At 44.6% G+C, this 12,614-nt stretch carries 11 protein-coding genes; 4 read left to right on the forward strand and 7 right to left on the reverse strand.

The window, feature by feature from the left end; translation table 11 throughout:
• Nucleotide 1 precedes the first annotated feature (1 nt).
• Entirely contained in the window at nucleotides 2-985 is a 984-nt protein-coding gene (gene pheS, locus R7R78_RS00585) for a phenylalanine--tRNA ligase subunit alpha (RefSeq protein ID WP_005385470.1), read from the forward strand.
• An 18-nt stretch (nucleotides 986-1,003) separates the two neighbouring features.
• Nucleotides 1,004-3,409 carry a phenylalanine--tRNA ligase subunit beta gene (pheT, locus tag R7R78_RS00590; RefSeq protein ID WP_225472800.1) on the forward strand — a complete coding sequence of 802 codons (2,406 nt, stop codon included), beginning with the start codon at nucleotides 1,004-1,006 and terminating at the stop codon, nucleotides 3,407-3,409.
• Between the two features lie 216 nt (nucleotides 3,410-3,625).
• On the opposite strand, the gene R7R78_RS00595 is transcribed toward pheT, so the two are convergent.
• Complete coding sequence (locus R7R78_RS00595) at nucleotides 3,626-4,507, reverse strand: AEC family transporter (RefSeq protein ID WP_005377901.1); 882 nt, start codon at nucleotides 4,505-4,507, stop codon at nucleotides 3,626-3,628.
• Nucleotides 4,508-5,041: 534 nt separating this feature from the next.
• Here R7R78_RS00595 and ihfA point away from each other — a divergent pair.
• On the forward strand, nucleotides 5,042-5,338 hold the full coding sequence (gene ihfA / locus R7R78_RS00600) for an integration host factor subunit alpha (RefSeq protein ID WP_005377899.1): 297 nt from the start codon (nucleotides 5,042-5,044) through the stop codon (nucleotides 5,336-5,338).
• 121 nt (nucleotides 5,339-5,459) lie between these two features.
• Here ihfA and R7R78_RS00605 read toward each other — a convergent pair whose 3' ends face one another.
• Nucleotides 5,460-6,239, reverse strand: coding sequence for a phosphoribosylglycinamide formyltransferase (locus R7R78_RS00605; protein ID WP_025766820.1), 780 nt, complete (start codon nucleotides 6,237-6,239; stop codon nucleotides 5,460-5,462).
• A 315-nt stretch (nucleotides 6,240-6,554) separates the two neighbouring features.
• On the opposite strand from R7R78_RS00605, the gene R7R78_RS00610 reads away from it, so the two are divergent.
• Nucleotides 6,555-7,205 carry a thiopurine S-methyltransferase gene (locus tag R7R78_RS00610; protein ID WP_213973290.1) on the forward strand — a complete coding sequence of 217 codons (651 nt, stop codon included), beginning with the start codon at nucleotides 6,555-6,557 and terminating at the stop codon, nucleotides 7,203-7,205.
• Between the two features lie 72 nt (nucleotides 7,206-7,277).
• Here the strand turns inward: R7R78_RS00610 and purT are convergent, their stop codons facing one another.
• The 5 genes from purT to sbcB form a co-directional block, all read right to left on the reverse strand.
• Nucleotides 7,278-8,453 carry a formate-dependent phosphoribosylglycinamide formyltransferase gene (gene purT / locus R7R78_RS00615; protein WP_225472801.1) on the reverse strand — a complete coding sequence of 392 codons (1,176 nt, stop codon included), beginning with the start codon at nucleotides 8,451-8,453 and terminating at the stop codon, nucleotides 7,278-7,280.
• A 143-nt stretch (nucleotides 8,454-8,596) separates the two neighbouring features.
• On the reverse strand, nucleotides 8,597-9,484 hold the full coding sequence (cdd, locus tag R7R78_RS00620; RefSeq protein WP_005377892.1) for a cytidine deaminase: 888 nt from the start codon (nucleotides 9,482-9,484) through the stop codon (nucleotides 8,597-8,599).
• 429 nt (nucleotides 9,485-9,913) lie between these two features.
• Nucleotides 9,914-10,591, reverse strand: coding sequence for an LrgB family protein (locus R7R78_RS00625; RefSeq protein WP_005385454.1), 678 nt, complete (start codon nucleotides 10,589-10,591; stop codon nucleotides 9,914-9,916).
• A gap of 1 nt (nucleotide 10,592) precedes the next feature.
• On the reverse strand, nucleotides 10,593-10,967 hold the full coding sequence (locus tag R7R78_RS00630; RefSeq protein WP_005377887.1) for a CidA/LrgA family protein: 375 nt from the start codon (nucleotides 10,965-10,967) through the stop codon (nucleotides 10,593-10,595).
• Between the two features lie 55 nt (nucleotides 10,968-11,022).
• The gene (sbcB, locus tag R7R78_RS00635) at nucleotides 11,023-12,444 is read right to left on the reverse strand and encodes an exodeoxyribonuclease I (protein ID WP_086046658.1); all 1,422 of its coding nucleotides are present in this window, start codon (nucleotides 12,442-12,444) and stop codon (nucleotides 11,023-11,025) included.
• Between the last annotated feature and the right edge of the window lie 170 nt (nucleotides 12,445-12,614).

The following is a 12,614-nucleotide window of genomic DNA, read 5'->3' on the forward strand; positions in this document are numbered from 1 at the left end:
GATGCAACATCTAGAAGAGATCATTGCTAGCGCGAGCACTGCAATTGAAGCTGCCGAATCGCTAGTCGCACTTGATGAAGTGCGTGTTCAGTATCTGGGTAAAAAAGGTGAGCTAACTGCTCAACTTCAAAGCCTAGGCAAACTACCACCAGAAGAACGCCGTGAAGCTGGTCAAGAGATCAACAAAGCGAAAGGCGTAGTTCAGCAAGCTATCGCAGCTCGTAAAGATGCACTACAACGTGCTGAGCTTGAAGCGAAACTAGCAGCAGAAACAATCGACGTAACACTACCAGGTCGTCGTATTGAAAACGGTGGTTTACACCCAGTAACTCGTACTGTAGAGCGTATTGAGAAGTTCTTTGGCGAACTTGGTTTTAACACCGAGGCTGGCCCAGAGATCGAAGATGCATTCCACAACTTCGATGCGCTAAACATCGCAGCTGATCACCCAGCGCGTACTGACCACGATACTTTCTTCTTCAACCCAGACTTGATGCTTCGTACTCATACGTCAGGCGTACAGATCCGTACGATGGAAAATGGTAAACCACCATTCCGTTTCATCGCACCAGGCCGTGTATACCGTAACGACTACGACCAAACGCACACGCCAATGTTCCACCAAGTGGAAGGCATGCTGGTTGATGAGAACGTAAACTTTGCTCAGCTGAAAGGCATCCTGCACGATTTCCTATGTAACTTCTTCGAAGAAGAAGTAGAAGTACGTTTCCGTCCATCTTACTTCCCATTCACTGAGCCTTCAGCTGAAGTAGACGTGAAAGGCAAAAACGGTAAATGGTTAGAAGTGCTAGGCTGCGGTATGGTTCACCCGAACGTGCTACGTAGCGTAGGTATCGATCCTGAAAAATACTCTGGTTTCGCATTCGGTATGGGTGTTGAGCGTCTAACAATGCTTCGTTACGGCGTGAACGACCTACGTGCGTTCTTCGAGAACGATCTTCGTTTCCTAAAACAGTTCAAGTAATCCAGAGGGTTCATCAACATGAAATTCAGCGAATCATGGCTTCGTGAGTGGGTAAACCCTGCGGTTACTACTGACGAGCTAACTCACCAAATTACAATGGCCGGTCTAGAGGTAGACGACGTTCTTCCTGTTGCTGGTTCTTTTACTGGCGTTAAAGTCGGTCACGTTGTTGAATGTGGTCAACATCCAGATGCAGACAAACTGCGCGTAACTAAAGTTGACGTGGGTGAAGAAGAGCTTCTAGACATTGTTTGTGGCGCACCTAACTGTCGCCAAGGTCTGAAAGTAGCAGTAGCAACAGTTGGTGCTGTTCTTCCAGGTGATTTTAAAATCAAAAAAGCGAAACTACGTGGCCAGCCATCTCACGGCATGCTTTGTTCATTCACTGAACTAGGTATCGACGTTGAGTCAGACGGTATCATGGAACTAGCAGAAGACGCAGTAGTCGGTACCGATTTCCGTGAATTCCTAGGTCTAGACGACGTAACAGTAGACGTAGACCTAACGGCAAACCGCGCTGACTGTTTCAGCATTCGTGGTCTAGCTCGTGAAGTTGGCGTACTAAACCGTGCTGACGTGACAGAGCCATTAGTAGAAGCAGTTGCCCCTTCAATCGACGATAAAGTGTCTATCGAAGTGAAAGCTCCTGCTGCGTGTCCTCGTTACCTAGGTCGTGTTATTAAGAACGTAAACGTTCAAGCTGAAACACCACTATGGATGCAAGAGAAACTGCGTCGTTGTGGTATTCGCTCTATCGACCCTGTAGTAGACATCACTAACTACGTTCTTCTAGAGCAAGGCCAACCAATGCACGCATTCGATCTAGCGAAGATCGAAGGTGGCATCGTAGTTCGTATGGCTGAGCAAGGTGAGAAGCTAACGCTTCTTGACGGCAACGAAGCAGAACTAAACGCAGATACACTAGTAGTTGCTGACCACAACAAAGCACTTGCAATCGCAGGTATCTTTGGTGGTGAAGAGTCTGGTGTAACAACTGAGACTAAAGACGTTCTACTAGAGTGTGCATTCTTTGCACCTGACCACATCCGTGGCCGCGCACGTAGCTACGGTCTTCACACTGATTCTTCAATGCGTTTCGAGCGTGGTGTGGATTACGCACTACAAGTGAGCGCAATGGAGCGTGCAACACAGCTTCTTGTTGAAATTTGTGGCGGTGAAGTAGCACCTGTTGTTGCAGTAGAGTCTGAAGCAGACTTACCTAAGCCAAACAAAGTTGCTCTACGTCGTACTAAGCTAGACAACCTGCTAGGTCACCACATTGCAGATAGCGACGTAGTAGAAATCCTAGAGCGTCTAGGTTTGACTGTTGAAGCTTCAGAAGAAGGTTGGATGGCAGTAGCGCCAACATGGCGTTTCGATATCGCTATCGAGCAAGACCTGATTGAAGAAGTTGGCCGTATCTACGGTTATGACAACATTCCTAACCAACACCCAGCAGCAGCACTTAAGATGCACAACCACGTTGAAGCGGATCTTCCACTGAAACGCGTTCGTGATCTTCTTGTTGACCGTGGTTACCACGAAGCAATTACATACAGCTTCGTTGAGCCTGAGCAACAAAAGCTAGTTGTACCTGGTGTTGAGCCTCTAGTGCTTCCAAACCCAATTTCTGCAGACATGTCAGCAATGCGTCTTGGTCTTATCCAAGGTCTGCTGAACACGGTTGTTCACAACCAGAAGCGTCAACAGCCACGCGTTCGTCTATTCGAATATGGCCTACGTTTCATCCCATGTGAATCTGCAGAAAACGGCATGCGTCAAGAGCCTATGCTTGCAGGTGTTATTGCTGGTACTCGTGGTGAAGAGCACTGGGATATCGAAACCAACACTGTTGATTTCTTCGACCTTAAGGGCGATCTAGAAGCGATTCTAGAGCTATCTGCGAACGAAAAAGCGTACTCTTTCGCTGCACTGTCACCTGAAAGCAAAAAAGCTAATCCAGCTCTTCACCCAGGTCAATCTGCGGCAATCATCGTAGACGGCAAAGAAGTAGGCGTGATCGGTACCGTTCACCCTGAGCTTGAGCGTAAGTTCGGTCTAAACGGTCGTACTATCGTATTCGAAATCGAATGGTCTGCAATCAACAGCAAAGTGATCCCAGAAGCGGTAGCACTTTCTAAATTCCCTTCAAACCGTCGTGATATCGCGGTAGTAGTGGATGAAGCTGTTGCATCTGGTGACATCGTTAACGCTTGTCTAGAGCAAGGTGGCGAGTTCCTTAAAGATGCGAAACTGTTCGACGTTTACGTAGGTAAAGGCGTTGAAGATGGTAAGAAGAGCCTAGCAATCGCTCTGACTCTACAGTCACTTGAGCGTACGCTGGAAGATGCAGATATCGCTGGTGCGGTTGACGCTATCGTTGCTCACGTTTCTGAGAAGTTTGGTGCGTCTCTGCGTGACTAATCTCGCGTAACGTATCTTCTTAAGAAATGAAAACCCTGCCAGTTTGGCAGGGTTTTTTATTTTTAGGATTACCTTGTCGTTGTTCAAGTTCCTTACTGCTCGCACCCCCCCCCCTCATTACTTTAAAATACTAGACCAAACTAGGGATGGCCCTTACCCGAGATTAGGAACGTATTGTTTTTCAGCTAATACACGCTAACGATAGCTTATTGGCGGTTAGGCAGCGAGTGAGAGGGTATAGCTAAGTAGAAGAGGCAGCGTAAGAATGCTGAAAAAGTTGCCAAATAGTACCATTGACGCCACCTTCATGGGTTCTATATTCAGCCTTTCCGCAAATAGGTAATTCATGACGGCTGGCGGCAGCATTGTGAAGAGCACCATCATTTGCAATTGCATCGTCGGAAGGGGAATTAACCAATAAATAAGTGCAAAAGCGACAGCACCAGTTGCCAGTGACTGCACGGTACACAGCACACCAATCTTTAAACCGTCCAACCTTAAATGACACATTTGTGCCCCCAGAGATAAAAGCATCACGGGTACGGCCGCTTGCCCAAGTAGAGCCGTGGCTTCGTATAAAGGCGCCCATGCTCCCACATTTGACACGTTGAGAAACAGAGCCAACGACGCTGCTAAAAAGATTGGCATCTTGACTATTTGCTTAAAAGGGTTGCCATGACTAAGCAGCATTACGCCTAAGCTGATATGCAAGCATGCTGACACGACAAATAAAAGCACTGCTGACGACAGCGCAATTTCTCCAAACGTATAGGTAAACAAAGGAATAGCTAGATTTCCGCTATTGCGAAACATATGTGGTGGCGCCCAGGTTTTAAACGAGAGTGACGTCCATCGACATACCGGGATCATGAGTAGTGCGGGAATTAAAACCGCAACAATTGCCGCCAAAAGAAGTGGCCCCTGATTTGAATCGAGCGGCATGCTAACGAGTGACGAAAATACCAGTGCTGGCGTAAAAACCTCAATATTAATGCGGTTTATTGGGCGAAAGTCAGGCTTGATGTAACGACCGACCAAATAGCCAACTCCGACAAGAGCAAAAACAGGGAAAAGAATATTTATGATTTGATTAATCATGGTCGCCTAGAAGCAGTGTAAGAAGCCAATGAGGAAATACACGAACTTCCACATTATCAATCTTTGTATATGGCGTCATCGTTAAACAGCGAGAAGCGTGGGTTTAATCAAGCTTTCTAAGCACAGTTGCAAAGTACAGGTGGTCATACCTTTTAATCTAATTGTTACGTATCGAGTTACATACAAATCACTGAATTTACGACAAGTTCTATGTCAAGTGTCTGTTAAATAACCAATATCTGATATTTTTATTAAATAGTGTTTAATGTTGACATTTAAACTATTTTTAGTTTTATAATCTGGATGTTTTTCCTGATGAAGATGAAACAAAAACAAAAATATCAAATTTCTGGCGTTTAACAATAATTTACGTAGTGCTATTCCTTTTGTTCGCCAAGAAAAAAGTTGGCGAAAATCATAAGCTTGTCATACACTTCCTGATGTAACCCCGATATGTTGTTGAATTGGTAGGGTAAAACTGCTCTGGCGCTACACTAACGTAGCATTGTTTAACATAGCTTTGAGGAAAGTTTTATGGCGCTCACAAAAGCCGAACTGGCAGAAAACCTGTTTGATAAATTAGGATTTAGTAAGCGGGACGCCAAGGAAACGGTGGAAGTGTTCTTTGAAGAGATTCGTAAGGCACTGGAAAGTGGCGAACAGGTAAAACTGTCAGGTTTTGGTAACTTTGATCTTCGTGACAAGAATGAACGACCTGGTCGTAACCCGAAAACTGGTGAAGATATTCCAATTACTGCTCGACGTGTAGTGACTTTTCGCCCGGGTCAGAAGTTAAAAGCTCGTGTAGAAAACCTGAAGAAAGTACAGTAAGCCGAATAAATGGATCACGCTAAGGCGTGGTCTTTTTTTGCGTAAAATTCGTGTGCATACAAATGAAAACCACCGCAATGCGGTGGTTTTTCTGTTTATGAGAGACGCTTAATGATATCGGTTACGCCGCTTCTAGATGCGTTGTTAAGTATGGTTGCCATGCTTGTTGGTACAAGTTCTTAGACTGTGTACGCATGTTGCGAATAGAGGCAAGCTCTATTTCGCTTAGCTCACGTTTTTCCAACATCGCTTGACGTTCTAGTTTCTGGATTTTTTCGTATAGGTCGTGTTCGGGACCGCTTTTTACATCTGCGATTGCTTTCAAGTGCAGTTGAACTTCGGCTACTAGGTTTGTTTTTGGTAAACGAACGAGCAAGTTCAAGTCTCTATATCCTGAAGGGCCAGGTTTTTTGAATCGATTTTTTACTTTCACAATCGTTGTTTCACGCTCTAACGTTTCATAAATGGAGACTAAACTCGCGACGTCTTCAGCTACAATCGTTGCACGTGCTAGGTCAGTAATACGTTCAACTTTCCCATCTAACTCTAAAGCTATCTTTTCTTCTGCTCGTTGTTTGGATTTCACGCCTGCGAAGTATGGCTGAGCGTCATTAAGAAGTGCGGTACTCTTACAGATAGTTTCAAGTTCAAATTGTGCTTGGTGAGCTTTGCTGTAAAGGATGTCGAAGTCAGAATATGGCTGAGTTGGTGTGGTGTCGATTGACTGAATGCCATATAAACCGCTAAGGCTGTGTTTAAAAAGTTTCGAACAAACTTCGTTTTGGCTGGTTGAACGATTTTGTTCGCCACTAGGCGCAGGGGTAATTGGAAGTGCGGCAAATGCCGGTGCACGGCTAAGTACCAAAAGCATCAATGCTGTAGTACGAAGAAATAAGCTCATTCACTCTCCTTAACTTGCTTGTACTTAGAAAATAGGGAACATAAAGGTCGCTAAGTTCGGCAAATCAGGTACTAACTTATAAATGGGGCCATTACGAAAGATTCCAAGGTTTCAGTTTTATCTTGAAGTAGAATCGTGCGTTAGATCACCATTTCTCTTTTCTTTATTCTGATTATCAGATAAAGGCGCGTCTCCTATGAGACCGATTACATCCTATCACCGCAGTATTAACCAAAGATGAACGGCATAGACAAATTGAAAAAAAACGTTAGTCTTACCTCTCAAAATGAAAACAGCCGACAAGTAGAAAGTAAAATGAGAGACCAAGAATTTTGGCATAACAAATGGGCCAGCAATCAGATCGGATTTCACTTGGAAGATGTAAACCCGCTATTACCAGTATATTGGAAACACACTAATCCAAAGCGTGAAGATAAAGTGTTAGTTCCTTTATGTGGAAAGTCAGAAGACTTGATTTGGCTAGCGATGAAGCATGATTCGGTTGAAGGTGTTGAGCTAAGCCATATTGCTGTGCGTGCCTTTTTTGCTGAACATTTTTACACGCCAACGGTAACGCCTCTTAATGGCATGCACGAGCTTTATCAATTTGATGAGCTCTCTATTTATACTGGGGACTTTTTCACTGCACCAGTATCTCAAGCCGATATCATTTATGATCGCGCCGCGTTGGTTGCTTTACCGCAAGATATGCGAGAGGAGTATGTAGGGCGTCTCAAGCAACTGCTGAACCCAGGCGGTCGTATTTTGCTTGTTACACTCAACTATCCTCAAGAAGAGATGGCGGGGCCTCCATTTAGCGTGCCGGTCGAAGAGATAGAGCAGTTATTTTCAGGTTACAAAGTTACTTGTTTGAACGTAGATGAAGCTGACGAGAATCATCCTAAAATTGCGAAAAAAGGCTTAAGTCGCTTCTCTGAAGAAGTGTACTTAATCGAGAGTGAATAGGCTCTCTTCGGTTTGGAACACGAAATAGCGCAGCAATTTGAGCTGCGCTATTTTTGTATGAGTGGTTCGTATTTAATAAATGATATTCACTTTTGAAGCACTTTCAACAGCATCTTGAACGGCTTCTTCGGTGGTTTTTCGTCGCGTAAGGACAACACCTAAACGGCGGCGGCCATCGATTTCTGGCTTACCGAATAGACGAACTTGTGTTTGAGGTTGAGCTAAAGCTTTGCTTAGGTTTTCAAAGCGAATGTTTGTGGAAGTTCCTTGTCCAAGAATAACAGCAGACGCAGATGGGCCATATTGCACAATATTATTAATTGGCATTCCGGTAAACGCGCGCACGTGGAGAGCAAACTCAGACATTTCCTGTGAAATCATTGTAACCATACCCGTATCGTGAGGGCGAGGAGAGACCTCATTGAAAATGACTTTATCGCCTTTAACAAATAGCTCTACACCAAAGATGCCGTAGCCACCGAGCGCGTTTACCACTTTCTCAGCCGTGTATTCAGCTGCTTTTACTGCGTTTATTGACATAGCTTGCGGTTGCCATGATTCGCGGTAGTCGCCATCTTCCTGACGATGACCAATTGGAGCACAGAAATGCACACCGTCAACGGCTCTGATGGTCAATAAAGTGATTTCGTAATCGAAGTCGATAAAACCTTCCACGATAACGCGACCTGCACCCGTACGCCCGCCTTCCTGAGCGTAATCCCATGCTTTTGTAACGTCGTCTTCGGTCTTGATAACACTTTGCCCTTTACCTGAAGAGCTCATCACAGGCTTCACCACGCACGGAATACCCACATGCTCAACCGCGGCTTTGAAGTCTTCAAAGTTATCTGCAAAACGATAAGGTGAAGTCGTCAATTCCAGTTCTTCTGCTGCCAAACGTCGGATACCTTCACGATTCATTGTTAGCCTGGTTGCCTTAGCGGTTGGAACAACATTCAGTCCTTTTTCTTCAAGCTCTACCAGTTTGCCGGTTGCGATGGCTTCAATTTCTGGTACGACGTAAGTAGGTTGTTCCTTCGTAATAACTTCTTCTAAGGCGTTCCCATCTAACATGTCGATAACATAACTACGGTGAGCGACTTGCATCGCTGGAGCATTGGCATAGCGATCACAAGCAATCACTTCTAAACCAAGTCTCTGGCATTCAATGGCGACTTCTTTACCGAGTTCGCCAGAGCCTAAAAGTAATACACGGGTAGCATTTGCGCTAGTTGCAGTGCCAAACATAGTGTTCCCTTACAAAATAGAGTGATGAGACATAAATTGCAGGAGATCATACTGAAGTTTTATGACAAAGCAAACGTTTGCTTTTGGTTTTTAGGTAATAAAAAAGCTCTACATGTTGTAGAGCTTTTTGTTGAATTTGTCGTTTATACGTTGACAAAACTAAGCGGAATATCTGGATTCAACGCTTCCAACGTTGATTGCGTATCGGCTAAGTGACTGATCTTACCTTCAGAGTTTTCTACCAATGCAGCGGCTTTGATGCTGTCAAAGGTTTCACCCGCAAGTAAAACTTGGATTAGCGCAACTTGTAGCGGTGGCAAGCTAGGATTAAACGCTGCATTTTCTGCATAAGCGCCTTGGAATACACGGCCGCTAGTCATCTCTAATGCTAAACCACTCAAGTTGTTGGTGTATGGAGAGTGGCTCATGTTCATCGCTTCAACTGCACTTTGGATGAGTGCGTCTTCATCATCACATGAGAATTGGTGTTTAACTTCTGCCATTAAGCCGGACTCGATACCGAGATCGTTTGGTCCAAAGGCTTCAGGCAGGTATTCATGAAGTGACTTTTCTTCACGTTCTGGGAGCTGGATTTTAAGCTCGTTTGCGGTAGATAACTCATTCATGAACTGGCGGCAGTGACCACATGGGCTGAAGTTGATAGTGATATCCTTAACACCACGTTCGCCTTTCATCCAAGCATGGCTAATCGCAGACTGCTCTGCGTGAACCGTTTGACCCAACTGTACACCAAAGAATTCCATGTTGGCACCGAAGTAAAGGCGACCTGAAAGACCACGAACGATAGCGCCGACATAAAAGTCAGAAAGGGGAGCATAGGAGTACGCTGCGGCAAAAGGAAGTAGCGCAACACGAAGCTCTTTGTCTGATAGACCGGTAGCTGAAAGCAACTGCTCAAATTGTTGAACTGAAAGCGTAGCATCAAAATCATCAGCTTGGATGATAGGAGCAAGTTGTTTGGAAAGTGCTTCTGGAGCGCCTGCTAGCGCCTGTTCAATGCGACTTTTCATGTTGAATCCTTGTTATTGCATGGACAGTTATTCTATGTGAAAGATAGAAATGTTCCGTGCGTTAGATCACGATAAATAATGCAATTGATAATTCTGTTACATAATTAGAGTGAGCTCACACATGTATTCGATTGCACAGGTGTGAAGCGTTATCTCCGTCTCACAATTAACCATATCAGTATATGTTCATATGACCAAGGAGCAGGAGTATGTTACCCACGCGACTTTACCGCTATGCTACTTTATACCCACGTAATCTAGAGCGAGTGGTAGAACCTAGAATGCTAACGCTATGAATGTATATCTCGATCAAGTCCCTTCACGGTATTACTGGGTGAGGTTGATAGATAAGATAGGGTTTTGAAAAGGGTAAGGAAGAAGCGGAAAGGCTACGGCCTGCCGGAAGGAGGGCAGACCGAGAGCGCTTAACTATTGATATAGCCAGACAGCCAAAGCAAAAAAGCTTGGAGCCAAAATAGAAGTTATGATCCCACATAAAACCAATGCGAGTGATGAGAACGCGGCATCTATGGGCTGTTTCTCTGCACAAGTAGCGGTGCCTAAGGCATGAGAGACTGTACCCATTGTCAGACCACGTGCAATCGGGTGTTTAATTCCAATCAAATTGTAAATTGGGTATGCCAAAATTGCGCCCAATAAACCGACAATCAGAACCAAGATCGCTGCAACGGCGGCTTCACCACCGAGGTGACTCGATATTTCCATCGCTATTGGTGTAGTGACGGACTTACCCACTAGACTCGCGATTAAACTGATATCCGCTTTGAAAGCGACTGCGATCAAGGTGGTTGTCATCATCGACATCACACTGCCTACTGTGCAAGCAAAAGTGATGATTCGCCAGTTTGCTTTAATTTGTGGTAGTTGTTCATATAGTGGATAAGCCAGAGCAACTACAGCAGGTTGAAGCAAAAAGCTAATTCCTTCGTTATCCGCATAATACGTTTCAAATGGCACATTTAAGTAAGTAAGCAAAGGAATGAGCACTGCGATACTGATCAGCAAAGGGTTTGCTAGAGGATTGTTCACTTTGATTGCGATTTGGCGAGCGATAAGAAAAACCGCAATGGTAACAACTAACCACATATCAGTGTTTCTCCTGTAGCAAGTAATCCAGCAGCCAAGCGAGGCTGACCAATACAATGAGTGAACCGCCAACCGCGCTAGCGATGATAGGGAGCGCATTGGCGAGTAGTAAATCGAAATGCTGCATTAATCCGACGCTGATAGGAACGAACAATAAGATCATATAGCGTATAAATAGCGTGGCGCCCGGTTTGACCCAGTCGACTTTTACAAGCCCAAGAGTCATGGAGAAAAACAGTACGAGCATACCGATGACACTTCCTGGAACGGAAACGCCAGTGAACTTTTGAATGGTAATTCCGATGCCAAGTGCTCCCATGATGAGGAAGATTGAAATGAGCAGTTGGATCAGTTGTAAGAATCGTTCTTTAATCATTTTGACAGTATATAAACAACAAGCACACCATAAGGTGCGCTTGTATTAGGAGGAGTTAGGAAGCTAAGCTCTCTACATAACAGTACACGGATTTTAATATCGCAATCTTCTTTTCGTCACTTTCATGTTCGTGAACTAAGTTTTCTAAATTCAGCATGTACTCTTCAATTTGGCTTTCAAACACTTCTCGACAGTGTAGTGCCCAGCGTCTTTGTTCTTGCTCGTCTAATGTGCCTGGGAAGTTACGCGCACGATAGCGGAACAATAGAGGTTTAATACGCTTGTCATCAAATTCAATGTCTAATGCAGCAAGATTATTCGGGTCGGTTTCTCGAATGATATCCATAGCTGCGCGATCAGCCGGAGAAAAGAACCCGTCGTAAAGCTGTGTATCGACGTCATCACTTTTATCGAATTTACGCTCGACTGAAAAGAGGCTAATCAGCTTTTCTCTAATTTCAGGATGTTGGCGCAACAAAGCGAGATTAGCGAGACATTGCTGGCGATCAATGCCAATAGACTCTGCATTTTCAGCCGTTAACGTTTTTGCAGGGGCGAGAATAGGGCATTTGTTCAAATGAACTAGTTTAACTGGCACTGGTAGCAATTCACCAAGATCTTCGCGCTTAGTGTAGAGTCTTTCGTGCAGCTCTTCTGCGGATAGCTCAAGAATAGGTTGAGGGTCTTTCGCTAAATCGATGGTGATAACGGCATTATTATTGGTTGGATGCCAAGCAACAGGCACAATCCAGCTAGTGTACTGGCATTCGCGCCCTAACATGCCTGAAACGTGCATCAACGGTGTCATGTTGACGATGTCGACTAAATCATTGAGCTTGCGCTTTTGGCGCATAGAAAAAAAGTAATCAAACAATTTTGGTTGCGCTGCTTTTACTTTCTTTGCCATTTCGATAGTCGCAATCACATCTGCCATGGCATCGTGCGCGTTACTATGTTCTATGCCGTTAGCCACAGACAAGTGTTCTAATTTAAAGCTAGTGAAGCCATCTTCGTTTTCTGGCCATTCTACGCCTTCTGGGCGAAGGGCATGGCACGCGCGTAGTACATCGAGTAAATCCCAACGCGAGTTACCGTTTTGCCAACTCCATGCGTATGGATCGATAAAGTTGCGATAACAAGTATAACGGGTCACTTCGTCATCAAAGCGAATGCTGTTGTAGCCTAAACTGGTGGTATTTGGTCTCGCGAGTTCAGCGTGAATCTTAGCGATAAACTCTGGCTCAGAAAGGCCTTCTTGAACCGTTTTTTGCGGAGTAATACCAGTAATAAGCGCAGCTTCAGGAGACGGAAGATAATCAGCAGGTGGCTGGCAGTACATGACTAAAGGCTCGCCGATGATATTAAAGTTTTCATCTGTACGAACACCAGCAAACTGGCTTGGGCGATCTTTCGCGGGGTTGGTTCCCCATGTCTCATAATCAAAGAAGAAGAATGTAGGCTGTTCGGTATTATTCATGGATGTCTTTTTCTGTTCGTTATTCTTCAAAACTAGCCTTGTATATCAGTCGATTAGCAGTGTTCTATGTGCTATCTTTTCGTTAGGTTTTAATTGTTTTTACGCGTTTTACATTTGCACTTGCGTCTAAATATGTGTCCAAATTTTGTAAGTGCTGCGTCCTAATTTAA

The organism is Vibrio sp. 2134-1 (assembly GCF_033339495.1).